The following is a 16,891-nucleotide window of genomic DNA, read 5'->3' as shown; positions in this document are numbered from 1 at the left end:
CGGGGCCCCGTCGTCACCGGCCTCGATGCGGGACCCGGCCGGCCCTCGAACGGTTGAGCGATCGGCGGTAATGATTCGGCAAAGGCCGGAAAAGCGGAATGGAGCACCGCCCGTTCGGTGTTCCCACTCCTTGGAGGGCAATCCAGGTCCTCCGACCGGCATGCCCGCAGCGAGGAGGAACGGCTCGTGAGCCAGTACGTCAGCAGGCTCGGGCGTCGCTCACCGGTGGCATCCCCGCGGCTCCGGCTGCTGCGCAGACCCCGCCGCGTCGCCATGCTGTCCGTGCACACCTCACCGCTCCACCAGCCCGGCACCGGCGACGCCGGCGGCATGAACGTCTACATCGTGGAGCTGGCGCAGCGCCTCGCCGAGATCAACATCGAGGTCGAGATCTTCACGCGGGCCACCACCGCCGCCGTCCCGCCCGCCGTCGAACTCGCCCCCGGCGTCCTCGTCCGGCACGTCGACGCGGGACCCTACGAGGGACTGGCCAAGGAGGACCTGCCCGCCCAGCTCTGCGCCTTCACCCACGGCGTGATGCAGGCCTGGGCCGGTCACCGCCCCGGCCACTACGACCTCGTGCACTCCCACTACTGGCTCTCCGGGCACGTCGGCTGGCTCGCCGCCCAGCGCTGGGGCGCGCCCCTGGTGCACGCCATGCACACCATGGCCAAGGTCAAGAACGCCAACCTGGCCGACGGCGACACACCCGAACCGGCCGCCCGCGTCATCGGCGAGACCCAGATCGTCTCCGCCTCCGACCGGCTGATCGCCAACACGGCCGAGGAGGCCGACGAACTCGTCCGCCACTACGCCGCCGACCCCGACAAGGTCGCCGTCGTCCACCCCGGCGTGAACCTCGACCGGTTCCGCCCCTTCCCCAAGGGCTCCGTACCCGGCCCGGGACAGCACGGGAACGCCCGCGCCGCCGCCCGCGCCCGCCTCGGCCTGCCCCAGGACGCGCTTATCCCGCTCTTCGCGGGCCGCATACAGCCCCTGAAGGCGCCGGACGTCCTGCTGCGCGCCGTCGCCGTCCTCCTCGACGAACGCCCCGAGCTGCGCTCCCGCATCGTCGTCCCCGTCGTCGGCGGGCCCAGCGGCAGCGGCCTCGCCAAGCCGGAGGGGCTGCAGAAGCTTGCCGCGCGGCTCGGCATCGCCGACGTCGTACGCTTCCGCCCGCCCGTCGACCAGGAACAGCTCGCCGACTGGTTCCGGGCCGCGTCCGTGCTGGTCATGCCGTCCTACAGCGAGTCCTTCGGCCTGGTCGCCATAGAGGCCCAGGCGGCCGGCACGCCGGTGCTCGCCGCCGCGGTGGGCGGGCTCCCGGTCGCGGTGCGCGACGGACACACCGGCCGCCTCGTCCACGGCCACGATCCCGCCGCGTACGCGCGCGTACTGCGCGATTTCGCCGACCACCCCGAGCTGACGCCCCGCATGGGCAACGCCGCCGCCCGGCACGCCCAGTCCTTCGGCTGGGACAGCGCCGCCGCCGCCACCGCCGACGTCTACACGGCCGCGATCCAGTCGCACCGCCGTCGCGTACGCTCGCACCATGGCTGAGGCACCGGACAAGGCAGCACAGGTCCTCGAGGGGGCGCTCAAGGACGCCGACCTGGAGTGGGAGAGCCCCGAACCCGGCAACTACGTCGTCAAGCTCCCCGGCACCCGCAAGCTGTCGACGACCGTCTCCCTCCTCCTCGGCCGGCACTCCCTCTCCCTCAACGCCTTCGTCATCCGCCACCCCGACGAGAACGAACCGGCCGTCCACCGCTGGCTGCTGGAACGCAACCTCAAGCTCTACGGCATCGGTTACGCCGTCGACCGCCTCGGCGACATCTACGTCACCGCGAAACTCCCCCTCGCCGCCGTCACCCCCGACGAGATCGACCGCCTCCTCGGCCAGGTCCTCGAAGCCGCCGACGGCGCCTTCAACACCCTGCTGGAGCTGGGCTTCGCCTCCGCCATCCGCAAGGAGTACGAGTGGCGGACCTCGCGCGGCGAGTCGACGCGGAACCTGGAGGCGTTCCAGCACCTGATCGAGCGCCCCCGCTCCGGCGACTGATCCCGCCCCGGACCGGCTCAGCCGCGGGCGCCACTCGTCCGGTACCGCCCCGGCGTGACCCCCACCAACCGCTTGAAGTGCCGGGTCAGATGGGCCTGGTCGTAGAAACCGGTGGCACCGGCCACGTCCGCCGGGGACCGTCCGGCGAGCAGCAGCCGCCGGGCCCGGTCGACCCGGCGGGACATCAGGTACTGGTGCGGCGCGATGCCGTAGGCGCCGCTGAACGCCCGTACCAGATGCGCCGGATGGGCGGGCACGAGTGAGGCGGCCTCCTCCAGCCCGATCCCCGGGACGACCCGCTCGTCGAGCAGCTCCCGCAGCCGCCGGGCGAGCACGGGGTCCCGGCGCGCGGGGTCCCCGTCGTCCCTGGGGCGCAGATGGGTGTGCAGCCGCTCGCCGATCAGCGTCAGCCGGCTCTCCGCCTCCAACTCGTCACCGGGCAGCGCGAGCGCGGCGTGCAGCTGCCCGACCCGCCGCCGCAGCACCGGATCACGCAGGTCGGGCGCGTCCACGGCCGGTCCGATCAGCTCGTCGCCCAGCCGGGAGGCGTCCAGGTACAGGACACGCTTGCGGAAGCCGTCCGGGGTCGCCGGGGAGCCGTTGTGCGGCACGTGCGGCGGCAGCAGCGACACCGTGTCGTGCGGGGTGCCGTGCTCGTGCCGGTCCAGGTCGTACCGTACGGCGCCGTCGTCGACGATCAGCAGCGTCCAGGCGTCGTGGACGTGCATCGGATAGGCGTACTCGGTGTAGTGGGCGTGGAAGACCTCGACGACGCCCGGGACGCGGGGGCGCCAGGCGGAGACGTTCCGCTGGTTCTTCCCCTGGTCGTTGCGCCGGCCACCCATGCAAAAAACGTACAAGACCGGGCGGGGCGCGGGTCGGCAGTCTCACCGTATGAGCACGCACGACGCAGCCCCGGAGACTCCCGGGCCCGAGACCCCCGTCCGCTTCGACACCAAGATCGCCGTACTGCTGCGCGAGGACCTGGAGACCTGGCAGCGCCTCAACGTCACGGCCTTCCTGGTCAGCGGCCTGGGCAAGCAGTTCCCCGAGGTGATCGGGGAGCCGTACGAGGACGCGGACGCCGTCGGCTACCTGCCGATGTTCCGCCAGCCGGTGCTGGTCTTCGAGGGCACGAAGGAGACCCTGACCACCGCCCACGCGCGTGCGCTGTCGCGCGCCCTGCCCCGCGCCCTCTTCACGTCCGACCTCTTCACCACGGGCAACGACCGCGACAACCGGGCGGCGGTACGGGCCGTGGCGACGACCGACCTGGACCTGGTGGGCCTCGCGGTGTACGGCCCGAAGAACGCGGTGGACAAGGTGCTGAAGGGGGCGCGGATGCACCCGTGAGCAGGGAGGGGGATCAGACGGCGCTGGTGTCGACCCGGGGCGCGGGGGCGGCGGACGCCTCCTGGGCCACCGGTGTCTCGTCGCGGTCGTCCGGCAGGCCCCGCATGAGCCACCAGTACCCGGCCGCCGCCACCGTGCCGACGACGGCGCAGACGCCCCACAGCCACTCGGCGCCCCAGCGGTCGATGACGAACCCGGACATCAGCGGGGCGACGAGGGCGGCGACCGACCAGGACATGGTGTACATGCCCTGGTAGCGCCCGCGCCCGTGCACGGGGGAGAGGCGGACGACGAGTCCGGTCTGGGTCGGCGCGTTGACGATCTCGGCCAGCGTCCACACGCACACGGTGAGGGCGAAGACGCCGACCGACCCGGCGAAGGCGGTGAGCCCGAAGCCGTACCCGGCCAGCAGCGACGAGCCGACGAGCAGCAGCCGTGGATCGCGGTGCTCGATGAACCGCGTGACGGGAATCTGCAGGACGACGATCAGGACGCCGTTGACGGCGATGGCCAGCCCGAAGTCCGCGGGCGTGAACCCGGCCTCGCCCATCGCGACGGGCAGCCCCAGATACCCCTGCTGGAAGATCACGGCGACGAGGAAGGACAGCCCCACGACGCTCATGTACCGCCCGTCGCGCAGCACGGTGAACAGGGAGACGGCCGGTTCCTTGCCGCCCGGGACGTCGGCGGTCTTCTCCTCCTCGGGCCGCGACTCGGGCAGCTTCACGAAGACCAGGACGGCGCAGACGAGCGTCATCCCGGCCTCGATCAGGAACCCGGCGAGATAGCTGACCTCGGCGATGAACCCGGCCGCCATGGAGGAGATCGCGAAGCCGAGGTTGATCGCCCAGTAGTTGAGCGAGAACGCCCGGATACGGTCCTCGGGCCGCACGATGTCCGCCATCATCGCCTGCACCGCGGGGCGGGAGGCGTTGCTCGCCATGCCGACCAGGAAGGCGACGGCGGCGATGGCCACCGGGTCCCGCATGAAACCGAGCAGCGCGACGGACACGGCCGTGGAGGCCTGCGCGACGAGCAGCGTCGGCCGCCGCCCCAGCCGGTCGGTCATCACCCCGGCGCCCAGCGAGGAGATGACCCCGCCGAGCCCGTGCAGGGCGGCGACCAGACCGGCGTACGAGGCGGAGTAGCCGCGGTCGATGGTGAGGTACAGCGCCATGAAGGTGGCGACGAAGGCACCGAGCCGGTTGACCAGGGTGCTGGTCCACAGCCACCAGAACTCGCGGGGGAGCCCGGAGACGGTTTCGCGTGCGGCACGTCTGAGTCCGGTGAGTCCGGCGACTGACATGGCTTCCCCCGAGGTGGCTGTGGCTGGCTGCTGGCTGTGGCTGTAAGCGGCTGACGCGGCGAGCACAACTTACGAGGGGGTCGGCCCGGACGGCCATTCAATTAACACTTCCCGTCAACCGTCCGCGCTTCGGGCGCCCCGCGCGGCCGGTGAGGGGCGTCGATTAGGCTCGGAAGCATGGCCGACGCACCGTACAAGCTGATCCTCCTCCGCCACGGCGAGAGCGAGTGGAACGAGAAGAACCTGTTCACCGGCTGGGTGGACGTCAACCTCACTCCGAAGGGCGAGAAGGAGGCGACGCGCGGCGGCGAGCTGCTCAAGGACGCCGGCCTGCTGCCCGACGTGGTCCACACGTCCGTCCAGAAGCGCGCGATCCGCACGGCCCAGCTCGCGCTGGAGGCCGCCGACCGCCACTGGATCCCGGTCCACCGCCACTGGCGCCTGAACGAGCGCCACTACGGCGCCCTCCAGGGCAAGGACAAGGCCCAGACGCTCGCGGAGTTCGGCGAGGAGCAGTTCATGCTGTGGCGCCGCTCCTACGACACCCCGCCGCCCGCGCTGGACCGCGACGCCGAGTACTCCCAGTTCTCCGACGCGCGCTACGCGATGCTCCCGCCGGAGCTGCGCCCGCAGACGGAGTGCCTGAAGGACGTCGTCGGCCGCATGCTCCCGTACTGGTTCGACAACATCGTCCCCGACCTCCTCACCGGCCGCACGGTCCTGGTCGCCGCCCACGGCAACTCGCTGCGCGCCCTGGTCAAGCACCTCGACGGCATCTCGGACGCCGACATCGCGGGCCTGAACATCCCGACGGGCATCCCGCTGTCCTACGAACTCGACGCCGAGTTCAAGCCGCTGAACCCCGGCGGCACGTACCTGGACCCGGACGCGGCGGCGGCGGCGATCGAGGCGGTTAAGAATCAGGGCAAGAAGAAGTAGAGTTGGTGATCATGCCTCCCACCTGCGCAAACGGCGCGGATGGGAGGCATTTTCGTGCCCTGGAACCTCCCTGGAACCTCAGCCCGTGTGATCTTGATGCCGGAGTGCCTTGCCGAGTGCCTTCCGGGCTCGGTCCCGACTGCTCGGCAGGAGGTGCGCGTAGACCTTGAGCGTCAGCCCCGGATCGGAGTGCCCGAGGTACTCGGCAAGCGCCTTGATGCTCTCCCCTGCGTCCAAGAGCACGGACGCGTAAAAGTGCCGGAGGGCGTGCATGCCGTGCTCGCGCGCGGCGGCGTGCTCCCGGCTCTTGGCCTTGGGGATGACCCCGGCCTTGGCGAGCACGGGCTTCCAATGGTCTTCGTTCAGCGACGTGCGCCAGACGTGCCCGCCGTTGGGGCCCGTGAAGATCAGTCGCCGTGTCACAGGCCGGCCGTTCGCTCGCATCCAAGGGAGCTTGATCTCCACAGGCGGGAACCGCTGGATGTGCTCCTGTAGAGCCTCCGCCACAGGATCGGGCAGAGGCACGTCACGGAGATTGCCGCCCTTCGGGGGCGCGAACACGGCCTTGCTCAAGCTCAGCTTGAGTTGTTGCACCACGTGCACGGTGCCGTTCTCGAAGTCGATGTCATCGACGGGCAGGCCGAGGATCCCGCCCTGCCGTAGGCCGCACCCTGCGCCGACGTCGACCATGGGCCGGAAGCGTTCGACCATCGCGGCGCGCATGGCGAAGACGCGCTCAGGCTCCCAGAGACCGACACGGCGCGCACGGATGGCTGGCGGGGTCACCGTGTGCGAGTTGCAGGGGTTCCGGCGTAGGCATCCGTCCTCTGGGCACGCCTGACGCTCTGACCTGCGAGCCGACAAGCGACAAGACAAGCGACAAGCGGGCGGGTTAGCGCGGACAGGGTGGCGGAAGGATGCTGCTATGCCCAAGCCGAAGACCTTCACTGCATGGTTGAAGACCCACGCCGATCACCGCACTGCCATTGGAGATCTGGCGCGCGACGTCTCCCATGACCCCGACTGGCCCTCGCACAAGGGAAGGCAGGGTCAGCTTGATTACCTCGAAGAGCGCGGCGCCATCGACGCGGCTATCGAGACGCTCGAACGTGCCTGGTCCCAATACGAGGCGTACCTGGCTGCTCAGACAGATACCTGAGCAGCCAGGAAGCCGGAACCTGTCTGGAACCTCCGAGGTCAACAAGCAACGACAGACAACGACCACCAACAACCGCCAGATCACAGGTCAGCTGCGGTGCAGCCCCCGTCGACCAGGGCCAGAATGCGGGCGGTCGAAACCCAGGTCAAGAAGAAGTGGGCCCACGCCAGTAAGCCCTCCGTCCCTGCGGCTGCATCGCGGGGGCGAGGGCTTTCTGGTGCGCCCGTCCGTCGTATCAGGAAGACGGCGGCCAGGCCTCGGCCATCGTGAAGGCGACCACCGTTCCGCCGAAGCGGCTGGGACCGGAGTGCCACGAGTCGGCGATGGAGTCGACCAGCAGGAGGCCACGCCCGTGTGCGTCGCTGGCGTCGGGACACCTCAGCCGCACGTTCTTCGGGAGACCTGGATTGTGCACCTCGACTCGGAGCGAGGTTCCCAGGCGGAACCACTCCACCCGGACGAGCCAGGGCGCGTCCGACTTGCCGTGGACGACGGCGTTGGTCACCAGCTCCGAGAGCAGCAGGACACAGTCGTCGACCGAACGGATCGGCTGGTAGGGAGTGAGGAACTTCCGGAACCAGCGCCGGGCCCGGGGCACGGACTCGGCGACGGGATGCAGAGTCATCGCGCCGAGGCGCGGCGACTCCTCACACGGATAACGGTCGATCGCGTAAGACACCCGTGCTCACTCCCCGCTGCTGCTGAGGCCGCAAGGGGGGTGATACCGCTTCCCTCTGTCCGTGCTGATGGGCTTTCGAGGCGACGTCTTCTCCTTCTCCGCTGACTCCACGGCAGCCGAAGGCCTGATCCCGTACGACGGCATACAGCACCCCTCATTCAGACAGTCATCGCGACATCTCTAGACAGGTACTGTGGCCAACATCTCTAGAGACGTCAAGTCTCCGTCGCGAAGGCGCCCTTGGAGGTCCCGGCGCTACTCGCAGCGAGCGAGGCCCCAACCTGTGGCCTAAGGTGTCTAGAGAAGGAGAGGAGGCCCACGGGATGGCCAACGCCGGAGACGACCGACGGCCCAAGTACCAGCGGATCGCGGACACGCTGCGCGAAGCGATCCGGTCGGGCGAGTACGGTCCCGGTGATCGACTCCCGGGGGAGAACGACCTCATGGCCGCGCATGGCGTGGCCCGCATGACGGCCCGGCAAGCCTTGAGCGTCCTCAGGGACGAAGGCGTCGCCGAGGCGCGCAAGGGCGCCGGCGTGTTCGTCAGGGAGTTCCGGCCGCTCCGTCGTCGGGGCATCCAACGTCTGGCCCAGCAGCAGTGGGGCAACGGCCGGTCCATCTGGTCGACCGACATCGAGAACCGCTCACTCGACGTGGACCAGGTCACGGTGTCCGAGGAAGCCGCGCCCGACAACGTCGCCGCGGTCCTGGACCTGGCCGAGGAGGAGACGGTGTGCGTGCGGCGCCGCCGCTTCGTCCTGGACGGCAAGCCCGTCCTGCTCGCGACGAGTTACCTTCCCGCGTCCCTGGTCGCCGGGTCGGCGATCACGCAGGAGGAAACCGGGCCCGGTGGGACCTACGCCCGGCTCGCCGAACTCGGCTACGAACCGGTGCACTTCCGCGAAGAGGTCCGCTCCCGCATGCCGTCGCAGGATGAGGCGACCCAGCTGGCCATGTCCGCGGGCACCCCGGTCATCCTCGTCTGCCGCACCGCGTTCACGGCCGAGGGCCGCCCCGTCGAGATCAACGAGATGACGCTCGACGCCGCCTCATACATCCTGGAGTACGACTTCGACGCGTGAACCAGTTGGTCTTGCTTCTGTTGCCCGTAACCTGCTCTCGATCAGGTATGAGGGTGCCTCAGTTCCCATGCTGATGTGCCGGTGTCAGTGGCCAGTGCGAAGATCCCGGTCAACCGACTGAGTGGGGGAGTCATGGGCACATGGGACACCCATCCGTTCGACAACGACACGGCTGCGGATTTTGCAAACGATCTGGACGACGCCGACATGCTGGAGCGTGAAACTCTCATCCGCAGGGCTCTCATGCGCGCTGCCGACAGCAAGGACTACCTGGAGGGCCCCGAAGCCGAGGAAGCAGTAGCGGCTGCCTCCCTGGTGGCCGCCCAATGCTCTGGTATTGAGTTGGCCAGCCTTTCGTACGGCCCTGAAGAGCCGATTCCGACCCTGCCCGCGGACCTCAGGTCGTTGGCCGTCAAGTCGCTGGACCGGGTCCTCGCAGACGAATCCGAGCTCGCCGAGTTGTGGAAGGAGTCCGAGGGCGGCAGAGCCTGGGAACGAAGCATTGGCCAGCTGCGCCAGCCACTCGATCCGGTGCCTCCTGCAAACTTCCAGCTGCCCGAGAAGCCCGGCAGTATCCAGGGCCAGAAGACACCTCAGGCTCCGTTCCGGTAAGGAGTCGGAAGGTTGTGCCACGCGTGACTGCATCCCCTAGCGCAGTACAGCCTCCGCCTGCGGGCGTCCGCAATGCTGAAGAGCGCGACAAGCAGGCGAAAGGCCTTGACGAGTTCGTAAGTGGGAAGGAACTCCATGCCGAAGCGCCACTTCGTGAGCATCACCGCCGGCGTGTGGGTGGGGCGGACCCTGGAACGCGTGATGCTGTCCGGTACATCCTCCTGGCGGGCGCGGGCCTGCCCGCAGAACAGCACTAGTGCGTGCAGGACCTTGCGTTGATCACCCTCCGGGAGCCCCTCGAACCATTCGACACCCTCGGCGGTGGGTCTGAGCCCCTGCGCGAGTTCATTCAGGATCACCTCATGCGCGTGCAGCACAGGCTTTCCACCGCCATGGTTCAGCCCGACGGTACGCCCACGACCGCCCGTGAGCAGCACGGTTAAGTGTTCCTGATGGCACAGTCACATCGGCAAATCCGTGATCGTGGCTGGCCGTGCTCGGTTGAGGTACAGGCGACCTGACTCAACGACGCACTGTGCGGTCCGTCCGAGGTGACGTCCCCGCCTCTGCATGGTTCTGCGGGGTGAAGGGGAATGCAGCCCTGTGGGGGAGTAGGCCAGGGGAGGGATAACCCGGTGGCGCAACGAGGCAGCGGGCGAGGCAACGACTATCAGCGGCAGCAGCAGGCGTTGCGACGGGCCCATGAGCAACGGGCACGGCAGGCGGAGCGGGAACGCAAAGCCGCTGAAACGGCCGGCAAGCGGCAGGAGCGCGAGCGGAAGGCTGCGTATCAGGAGCAGCAGGCCGAGCAGGCGCGGGTGCGCACGATCGGGGTCGAGCACGAGGTCGAGCAGCTGGGGCAGTTGCTCCGTGACGCGCTGGTCGGGGATCCGCCTACGACCTTTGAGGGCCGGAGGAGGACGCACACGCCGAGAAAGTTGGACGAGCGTCCTTGGTCTCGTCCGGAGCCGTCCCCGCGCTGGGAGGAGTTCGCGCCACCGGAGCCCGGTGGTCTGGCTGCTGTCCTGGGTCTTGGCAGGAAGCGCTATGAGGCTGAGGTTGCCGAGGCGCGTGTGCGGTTCGGCGAGGCCCAGGGTCGCCACAAGCGGGCCGAAGAGAAGCGGCTGGCAACGCTGGAGCGGAAGCGTTCCGAGCATCGCCAGGCCGAAGCACAGGCCCTTGACGAGGTGGCGGCCTTCAACGCGAAGCTGGACGAGGAACGCGAGGCGTACAGGGCCGGGGAGCCCGCGGCGGTCGAGGCTCATCTAGGGGCTGTTCTCGATGCGTCGGTGTATCCCATGGGATTCCCGCACGAGCATCGAATCGCCTTTCGTCCCGCCACCGGTGACGTACTCGTCGAGATCCATCTGCCTCCTGAGGCGATCGTTCCCACCGCGAGGGGCTACCGGTACGTGAAGAACCGAGACGAGACGACCGTGCTGCCTCGGCCGGAGAAGGAGCGCAAGGAGATCTACGCCTCCGTCCTGGCGCAAGTCGCTCTGCGGACAGTGCACGAGGTCCTGACGAGTGATCCGGACCGGGTTGTCAATGGCGTGATCCTGAACGGCCACGTGAAAACCATCGACCGGGCTACCGGTCAGGAGGTCTCACCCTGTCTCGTGACGCTCAGCGCCAGCAGGGAGCAGTTCGGCAAGCTTCGTCTCAGTCAGGTGGATCCAGCGCAGTGCCTCAGAGGGCTTAACGCCCTGGTATCTCCCAACCCTTACGATCTCGAACCGATCCGCCCCATCGTCGAGTTCGACCTGTCGAAGTACCGGCTCATGGACAGCATGGATGTAGTCGCCGGTCTGGACAGCAGGCCCGTGCTGGTGAAGCTGACACCCACCGAGTTCGAGCACTTGATTCGCCAACTGTTCGAGGCGATCGGCATGGAGGCCTGGAACACCCAGGCGTCCAAAGACGAGGGCGTTGACGCGGTGGCCGTCAGCAAGGACCCCGTCTTCAACGGTGAGTGCATCATTCAGGCGAAGCGCTACAGCAAGCTCGTGGGTGTTGAGTCCGTCCAGGCGCTCGCCGGAGTGGTCGAGCACAAGCGTGCTGCCAAGGGGGTCCTGATCACCACATCGTGGTTCGGCAGGGCCAGCCACGACTTCGCCCGTCAACATGGCCGGCTCCAGCTCATCGAAGGGCCGGAACTCAAGTATCTGATCAAGGAACACCTCGGCAAGGATGTGATCCCTGGCCCGGTTCCCCCGAAGAGGCGCCCCTCACGCTGAGGCCACCGTCGCGTCGTCTCGGCCGTGGTGTTCGGCCGTGGGGGACGGGTAGGGAGAGGCTGCAGCGCGTCGGGCCGTTGGAGGGGTGATGCTGGGCGTTCTGATCTCCGTGCTCGCCGTGCTTGTTTCGCTGGGGTCGTTGGGGGTCGCGTATGCGTCCAGTCGGCGGTCCCACATGCCTGTGTTGCAGTTCATGTGGGAGAGCGGGCAGGGCGGCTCCGATGGGCCGAGGTGGTGGCTCGTCAACGTGGGGACGGGGCCTGCGACCAACATCGTGGTCGCTCAGGCGGAGAAGACCGGCCTCAAGCGCGGGCTCAGTGGCGAGGTTTGGTACAACCCGGTGCTCGTGCCGTCGATTCCGGCGGGGGGAAGGCTGGCGCTCACGTGGCTCGGCGGGACCATGGGCTTGAGTTGCGGCCTGGGAGCGAGCTACACGGACGTCGAGCGGTACTTCTACACCACCAAGTGCGGGGACGACGTCTCCATGTTCTTCAGTGGGCTGCACCTGCCGCGTTGGCCGCTGTTGAAGCTGAGCGGTGACAAGGCCGTCAAGACGTGGTGGGGTGTGGAGGATCTGGCCGGGCCCCAGTGGTCCGCGGTCGCGCCGGAGCACGCCAAGCGGCGCTGGTGGCTTCCTCGGCACTTCGGGATCTCTCGCCGGATGGGGGGCTGGGCTGATCCCGTGCTCTCGTACCGGCCGCGGTGAGCGGGGCGGATCAGGCAGCCGGGGCGGATGGTGCCAAGGTGCGTACGACGTCGAACTCGTTGCCCTCCGGGTCGGCCATGACCACCCAGCTGCGGCCCGAGCCCTGGCCCACGTCGACCTTGGTGGCGCCGAGGGCGAGGAGTCGGGCCGCTTCGTCCTCCGTGGTGGCGTCGATGGGGCTGACGTCCAGGTGGAGGCGGTTCTTCACCGTCTTGCCCTCGGCGACCTGGATGAAGACGAGGGTCGGCGGCATCTGGCGGGCCCGGACCTCCTCGACCGTCGGCTCCCAGGAGCCGATCTCGACCTTGCCCTCGCTCCGGTCGATCACCCGGAAGTCCAGCACCGCGCACCAGAAGGCGGCGAGGCGCTCGGGGTCGTGGCAGTCGACGACCAACTCCGTGAATCTACTGGTCATGTCTCCCCCGGGTGGTGTGGGCGGGGGCTCAGCCTATGGGGCCGTAACGGCCGGGTGGTGCCACCGCTTGATGACCGTGGCTGGACGCTCGGGGGCCGCCCACACCTGGATACGGATCTTCTCGGTGGTCTCCGGGCTCTCGTCGGAGTCGATGTCGGCCTGGGCCGCCCGAGCCAGGTTGCTCTGGGACACGCGGACCCGGTTCCAGCCGGACGCGACCTCGAACGTGGGCGCGTCCGGGCCGTAGTCCGTGCAGCCCATGACCATCAGGCGCCCCGACGGCACGTGCAGGCCGGCCTCGACGACGTGATCGAACGCCGAACTGTCGTCACTCGGCTCCTGAGGCAGGACGACGACCGTGACCGCCACGTTCACGTTGACCACCGTGCCGATGCCCAGCGCATCCTCGGCCACCGCCAGGTGATCGGCAATGGCCTGCTTCGTCCATGCGTCGCTCAGGTCACCGTCCCCCTCCGCGTCGCAGACGTGGATCTGGAAGTAGTCGGCGAAGAGGGTGAGTTCTGTCGGCGTCGTCATGGCGGCACAGTGCCACGTCGCACTGACAGCTGGGGGGGGGTGCGGGTGGTGCCACTAACCGGTGGGCTGCGGGCGGTCGGGGTCGTCCCGGTCGGCGACCGCGTACCCGGGCACCGACGGCCACCGCACCGTCAGGACGACGGACTCCTCCTCCGCGTACCAGGAGTGGTCGACGCCCCTGCCCCACACGACGTAGTCGCCCTGCTCGGCGAGGACGACACTGCGGCCGGGGAACTCCACCCGGAAGCGTCCGCTGATCAGGACCTGCAAGGCGGTGCGGTCCTCGCCGGTGACCCAGTGGGCTCGCTCGTCGCCCTTCGGGTGGACGCCCCACTTGATCTCCACGTCCTCGCTGTGCCGGGGGTCGGAGGCGTCCTTGAAGTGCCCCAGCAGCCAGCCCCGGTCCAGTGCCGCGTCCTTGCCCGCGTTGCCCACGTACACGCTGTCCGTCATGGCTCCGGAAGCTAGCACTCCGCTGTGTGGGGACTCGGGACCTGCACCGCGGCTTCCTCATCAGCTTGTGGCCGACCTTGCGCATGCTGGTCAGTCGTAATGTCCGCGAGGTGGGGCGCAGCGCAGGCTGCTGCGAGGCAGGTCCGTGTCTGCGTGAAAACCCTTCGCCCCCGTCCGCCCCACCAGGTACGGTCACCAGCGCGTTCGTACCCGTGCTTCCCGTGATGAGAGCAGGTTTTCGGTCATGGCGTGTCGGATCAGTGAGCTTGTGCTCGGTTGTCGCGACCCCGAGGCGCTGGCGCGGTTCTGGTGTGAGGTGCTGGACTTCGTCGTGCTGGATCGTGAGGGGAACGAGTTCTTCGAGATCGGGCCGCGGGAGGGGTTCGGCGGGCCGCAGCCGACGATCATCCTCAGTCGCCGGGACGAGCCGGAGCCCGGCAAGTCCCGGCTGCACATCGACGTGAACGCCACCGACCGGGACCAGGACGCCGAGCTGGAGCGCCTGCTGAAGCTCGGGGCGCGCCGAGCCGACATCGGGCAGACCGGCGAGGAGTCGTGGCACGTCCTCGCCGATCCCGAGGGCAATGAGTTCTGTCTGCTCAAGGCCCGGCTCGGGCCCCTCTGAAGTCCCCTCCGAGCATGCAGAAACTCAGGCCGGTTCCACCGGGAGCCACAGTTCCGTCGTCGCCGTCGTGAAGTCGGCCGCCCGGTCCAGGACGGAGACGATCGACGGGCCGGGGCGCAGGCGCCACGGGTTGGAGGGGAACCACTCGGACGCGGTGGCCGCCCAGGTGGTCTGGAGGGCGTCCGGGTAGGGGCCCGAGCTGCGGAAGACCGCCCACGTGCCGGCCGGTACCTCGATGGCGTCGAGGTCGTCGGGCGCCGGGGTCTCGGCGGTGACCGCGACGCCGTGGAGGTAGGTCAGTTCGGTGCCCTCCGCGCTGTCCTGGGCCAGGTCGTCGCTGACCTGGAGCAGGCCCGACGGGTCCGTGTCGCCGAGGGACTTCAGGCGGGCGTGGGCCTCCTGGGGGAGGGAGGCGATGTGCTGCTGGATGTGCGGGTTGACGCCCTCGTGGATGAGCGGGACGCGGGTCGCGTGGCCGATCAGACGGAACGCGGGGCGGTCGGTGAAGCGGGTGTCCATGGGGGTGCTCCCTTCGACGGTCAGGCGGAACCTGAGCTGCGGCTGTGTCCGAAGGGGGCCCCCGTCACGGCGTACGTCGCGCGGGGCGGCGCCGTGCACCGACCGGAACGCGCGTCCGAACGCCTCCGTGGAGCCGTATCCGTAGCGCACGGCGATGCCCAGCAGGTCGTCCCCGCCCCGTACGACGTCGGCGGCGGCGACGGTCATACGGCGCCGCCGGACGTACTCCGACAGCGGCATGCCCGCCAGCGACGAGAACATCCGGCGCAGGTGGTACTCGGTCGTGCCGAGCGTCGCGGCCAGCGCGGGGACGTCCGGTTCCTCGCCGAGGTGCTCCTCGACCAGGTCGACCAGGCGGTTCAGTGCCGAGATCATGAGGCCTCCCTTCGGCATCCACCGTCGCAGGGGGCGCCTCCGCGGCGCCCGATCGCTGCGGTCCGGTGCGGTCAGGCGGGCGGCGACGCCGGGGGCTGGTCCGGCCAGGTGAAGGCGTACCCGGGGTCGCCGCCGCGGGCCAGGCGTACGTAGCGGAGCAGCTCGCGGACGATGCCCGCGTTGCCCATCGCCCAGCCGGGCCGGGGCTCGAGGCCGGACGGGGTGGACCGGAAGTCGACGTTGGACCAGCGGGCGCCCTCGCGGTCCCGGGTCGCGCGGGTGGCCAGGTCGGTGGCGAGGACGTCGGCGAAGTCGGACGCGTCCCGCTGCTCGGCGATCCGGTCGCAGGCCAGGGCCAGGACGCCCGCGGTGCCGCAGCAGCGGCCGTTGTTGTCCCAGAAGCCGGGGCGCAGCCGCCGGGGGACACCGGAGCGGGTGACCGTGTGCCAGCAGCGGTCGGCCAGGGCGGTCCAGGCGGGGTCGGCGGTGACGTCCCGCAGGGTGCGGAAGAGCTGGGCGTCGCCGGAGGGGCCGTGGCACCAGCCGTAGCTGACCGGGTCGATCAGGTCCGGGAGGTACTGCGGGGTGGAGTGCGGGGCCAGGAAGCCGTCGGGGCCCGCGGAGTCCCGGGCCACGACGTCGGCCGCGGCGGACAGCGCCAGGTCGAGCAGGTCCCCGCGGCCGGTGGCCCCGCCGATCCGGGCGAGGGCCAGGGCGATGCCGAGGGTGCCGTGCGAGACGTGGTGCAGGCGGGAGTCGGTGTCCGGGCGGTGGGGCCAGTGGACGCCGTTCGCGGTCCGCTCCGCCGTACGCAGGTACGGCTCCACGGCCAGGACGGCCAGGTCGGGGTCGCCGCACAGGAGGGCGCCCAGGCCGATGCCGGCGTTGCCGCCCATCAGCTCGAACAGCCTGCCCCAGCGGGTGCCGTCGAAGCGGGCGCGGACGAGGCGCAGGGCGCGGTCCGCGGCCTCGTCCGCGGCCGTGTCGCCCAGTGCGTCGTGGACGGACCGCAGGACCAGGGCCAGTCCGGTGCGGCCGAAGTACAGGGAGTCGTCGTCCAGGTCGTCGACGCGGGCGGTCAGGTCGCGGGCCGCGCGCAGGGCGGTGTCGGCGTACGCGTCCTCGCCGAAGTGGCGCCACGCCTCCAGGAGTACGGGGACGATGCCCGCCGTGCCGTCGTAGAGCATCGGCTCGACGGCGTTCTCCGACGGTGCGGTCGGCCAGGCGAGGCCGCCGTCGGGGGTCTCCCGCGCCGTCGCCGTCAGCCATCGCAGCCCGTCCACCGCGATGTCCTCGACCTCGTCGACCGCCACGACCGTGGTTCCTGGTGCCGTCATGGGGTCACTCTCGCACCCGGGCCCGGTCCGGCCGACGGGCCCCCGGTGGCGGCGGGGTCAGCTCGCCGTCGTCAGGTGGCCGCGGTCGCTCCGGCGTCCCCGCAGCGTCCGCCACACCGTCCCCAGGGCCAGCGACTGGACCAGTGCCGAGAGCACGATGCCGCCCAGGAGGAACCACGTCGGGGCCTCGCCGCCCCAGCCCGCCTCGCCGAGCCAGGCCACGAAGCCGAAGGCAGGGAAGGTGAACAGGGCGGGCCAGACCCAGACGAGGGACGCGTCGGGGCCGGGCGCGACGAGGGGCTGCGCCGCTGCGACGGCCATCGCGCCGCCGACCAGGACGAGGTAGGCCGCCGAGATTCGGTTGGTGACGGTCAGGCCGGCCAGGATGCGTATGCGGCTGGTGCGGGTGGTCTTCGTCGTCTTCGTCATCGGGTGTCGGGCTCCCCGTGCTCGTCGTCTTCGTCCGGCTTCCAGGCGTCCGGCTTCCTGTCTCCA

The 16,891-nt window shown here is 69.8% G+C and carries 20 protein-coding genes and 1 pseudogene; 10 read left to right on the top strand and 11 right to left on the bottom strand.

The features are described from left to right. Positions 1–186 precede the first annotated feature (186 nt). Positions 187–1,560 (top strand): D-inositol-3-phosphate glycosyltransferase, encoded by a 1,374-nt coding sequence (gene mshA / locus ACGH52_RS17895; protein WP_399940584.1) that lies wholly within the window; start codon positions 187–189, stop codon positions 1,558–1,560. Next, positions 1,553–2,062, top strand: a complete 510-nt coding sequence (locus ACGH52_RS17890) for a YbjN domain-containing protein (RefSeq protein WP_076975460.1) — start codon at positions 1,553–1,555, stop codon at positions 2,060–2,062. The genes mshA and ACGH52_RS17890 overlap by 8 nt, the downstream gene beginning before the upstream one ends. A 17-nt stretch (positions 2,063–2,079) precedes the next feature. On the opposite strand, the gene ACGH52_RS17885 is transcribed toward ACGH52_RS17890, so the two are convergent. After that, complete coding sequence (locus ACGH52_RS17885) at positions 2,080–2,907, bottom strand: AraC family transcriptional regulator (protein ID WP_076975461.1); 828 nt, start codon at positions 2,905–2,907, stop codon at positions 2,080–2,082. Positions 2,908–2,956: 49 nt separating this feature from the next. On the opposite strand from ACGH52_RS17885, the gene ACGH52_RS17880 reads away from it, so the two are divergent. Beyond that, positions 2,957–3,415 carry a DUF2000 domain-containing protein gene (locus ACGH52_RS17880; protein WP_210977532.1) on the top strand — a complete coding sequence of 153 codons (459 nt, stop codon included), beginning with the start codon at positions 2,957–2,959 and terminating at the stop codon, positions 3,413–3,415. A gap of 13 nt (positions 3,416–3,428) precedes the next feature. Here ACGH52_RS17880 and ACGH52_RS17875 read toward each other — a convergent pair whose 3' ends face one another. Beyond that, positions 3,429–4,721, bottom strand: a complete 1,293-nt coding sequence (locus tag ACGH52_RS17875) for an MDR family MFS transporter (protein ID WP_399940580.1) — start codon at positions 4,719–4,721, stop codon at positions 3,429–3,431. A 177-nt stretch (positions 4,722–4,898) separates the two neighbouring features. Here ACGH52_RS17875 and ACGH52_RS17870 point away from each other — a divergent pair, with 177 nt between their 5' ends. Further along, positions 4,899–5,660 (top strand): phosphoglyceromutase, encoded by a 762-nt coding sequence (locus ACGH52_RS17870; RefSeq protein ID WP_076975464.1) that lies wholly within the window; start codon positions 4,899–4,901, stop codon positions 5,658–5,660. Positions 5,661–5,738: 78 nt separating this feature from the next. On the opposite strand, the pseudogene ACGH52_RS17865 reads toward ACGH52_RS17870, so the two are convergent. Then, positions 5,739–6,497 (bottom strand): annotated as a pseudogene (locus ACGH52_RS17865) (tyrosine-type recombinase/integrase); the annotation flags it as partial. 88 nt (positions 6,498–6,585) lie between these two features. Here ACGH52_RS17865 and ACGH52_RS17860 point away from each other — a divergent pair. After that, a complete protein-coding gene (locus ACGH52_RS17860; protein ID WP_399940577.1) occupies positions 6,586–6,819 on the top strand; it encodes a YozE family protein in 234 nt (77 codons plus the stop codon). Between the two features lie 235 nt (positions 6,820–7,054). Here the strand turns inward: ACGH52_RS17860 and ACGH52_RS17855 are convergent, their stop codons facing one another. Further along, the gene (locus ACGH52_RS17855; protein WP_399940574.1) at positions 7,055–7,498 is read right to left on the bottom strand and encodes an ATP-binding protein; all 444 of its coding nucleotides are present in this window, start codon (positions 7,496–7,498) and stop codon (positions 7,055–7,057) included. A gap of 323 nt (positions 7,499–7,821) precedes the next feature. On the opposite strand from ACGH52_RS17855, the gene ACGH52_RS17850 reads away from it, so the two are divergent. After that, positions 7,822–8,580: a GntR family transcriptional regulator gene (locus tag ACGH52_RS17850; protein WP_399940571.1), complete on the top strand. Its 759-nt coding sequence runs from the start codon at positions 7,822–7,824 to the stop codon at positions 8,578–8,580. 132 nt (positions 8,581–8,712) lie between these two features. Then, complete coding sequence (locus tag ACGH52_RS17845; RefSeq protein ID WP_399940568.1) at positions 8,713–9,192, top strand: DUF4259 domain-containing protein; 480 nt, start codon at positions 8,713–8,715, stop codon at positions 9,190–9,192. Here the strand turns inward: ACGH52_RS17845 and ACGH52_RS17840 are convergent. After that, positions 9,174–9,629, bottom strand: a complete 456-nt coding sequence (locus tag ACGH52_RS17840; RefSeq protein ID WP_399940565.1) for a DUF5958 family protein — start codon at positions 9,627–9,629, stop codon at positions 9,174–9,176. The genes ACGH52_RS17845 and ACGH52_RS17840 overlap by 19 nt on opposite strands. A 198-nt stretch (positions 9,630–9,827) precedes the next feature. Here ACGH52_RS17840 and ACGH52_RS17835 point away from each other — a divergent pair, with 198 nt between their 5' ends. Then, entirely contained in the window at positions 9,828–11,429 is a 1,602-nt protein-coding gene (locus ACGH52_RS17835; protein ID WP_399940562.1) for a restriction endonuclease, read from the top strand. A gap of 88 nt (positions 11,430–11,517) precedes the next feature. Next, the gene (locus ACGH52_RS17830; RefSeq protein ID WP_399940560.1) at positions 11,518–12,135 is read left to right on the top strand and encodes a hypothetical protein; all 618 of its coding nucleotides are present in this window, start codon (positions 11,518–11,520) and stop codon (positions 12,133–12,135) included. A gap of 10 nt (positions 12,136–12,145) precedes the next feature. Here ACGH52_RS17830 and ACGH52_RS17825 read toward each other — a convergent pair whose 3' ends face one another. Genes ACGH52_RS17825 through ACGH52_RS17815 form a run of 3 tightly spaced genes read right to left on the bottom strand, consistent with a single transcriptional unit; the run spans position 12,146 to position 13,540 of the window. After that, entirely contained in the window at positions 12,146–12,550 is a 405-nt protein-coding gene (locus ACGH52_RS17825) for a VOC family protein (RefSeq protein WP_399940557.1), read from the bottom strand. 33 nt (positions 12,551–12,583) lie between these two features. Continuing rightward, positions 12,584–13,087: a hypothetical protein gene (locus ACGH52_RS17820; protein WP_399940554.1), complete on the bottom strand. Its 504-nt coding sequence runs from the start codon at positions 13,085–13,087 to the stop codon at positions 12,584–12,586. Between the two features lie 54 nt (positions 13,088–13,141). Then, entirely contained in the window at positions 13,142–13,540 is a 399-nt protein-coding gene (locus tag ACGH52_RS17815) for a signal peptidase I (RefSeq protein WP_399940551.1), read from the bottom strand. 244 nt (positions 13,541–13,784) lie between these two features. On the opposite strand from ACGH52_RS17815, the gene ACGH52_RS17810 reads away from it, so the two are divergent. Next, on the top strand, positions 13,785–14,165 hold the full coding sequence (locus tag ACGH52_RS17810; protein ID WP_121700933.1) for a VOC family protein: 381 nt from the start codon (positions 13,785–13,787) through the stop codon (positions 14,163–14,165). Positions 14,166–14,189: 24 nt separating this feature from the next. On the opposite strand, the gene ACGH52_RS17805 is transcribed toward ACGH52_RS17810, so the two are convergent. The 3 genes from ACGH52_RS17805 to ACGH52_RS17795 form a co-directional block, all read right to left on the bottom strand. Continuing rightward, positions 14,190–15,059, bottom strand: a complete 870-nt coding sequence (locus ACGH52_RS17805; RefSeq protein ID WP_399940547.1) for a GyrI-like domain-containing protein — start codon at positions 15,057–15,059, stop codon at positions 14,190–14,192. A gap of 71 nt (positions 15,060–15,130) precedes the next feature. Next, entirely contained in the window at positions 15,131–16,396 is a 1,266-nt protein-coding gene (locus tag ACGH52_RS17800; protein ID WP_399940544.1) for a lanthionine synthetase LanC family protein, read from the bottom strand. A gap of 57 nt (positions 16,397–16,453) precedes the next feature. Then, the gene (locus ACGH52_RS17795) at positions 16,454–16,825 is read right to left on the bottom strand and encodes an SCO4225 family membrane protein (RefSeq protein ID WP_399940541.1); all 372 of its coding nucleotides are present in this window, start codon (positions 16,823–16,825) and stop codon (positions 16,454–16,456) included. Positions 16,826–16,891: the final 66 nt, after the last annotated feature.

It is taken from the genome of Streptomyces sp. BBFR25 (assembly GCF_044590125.1).
In the GTDB taxonomy this organism is placed as follows: domain Bacteria; phylum Actinomycetota; class Actinomycetes; order Streptomycetales; family Streptomycetaceae; genus Streptomyces; species Streptomyces canus_D.
Note: the sequence above shows the minus strand (reverse complement) of the source record. Positions and strands in the feature narration are given on the sequence as shown.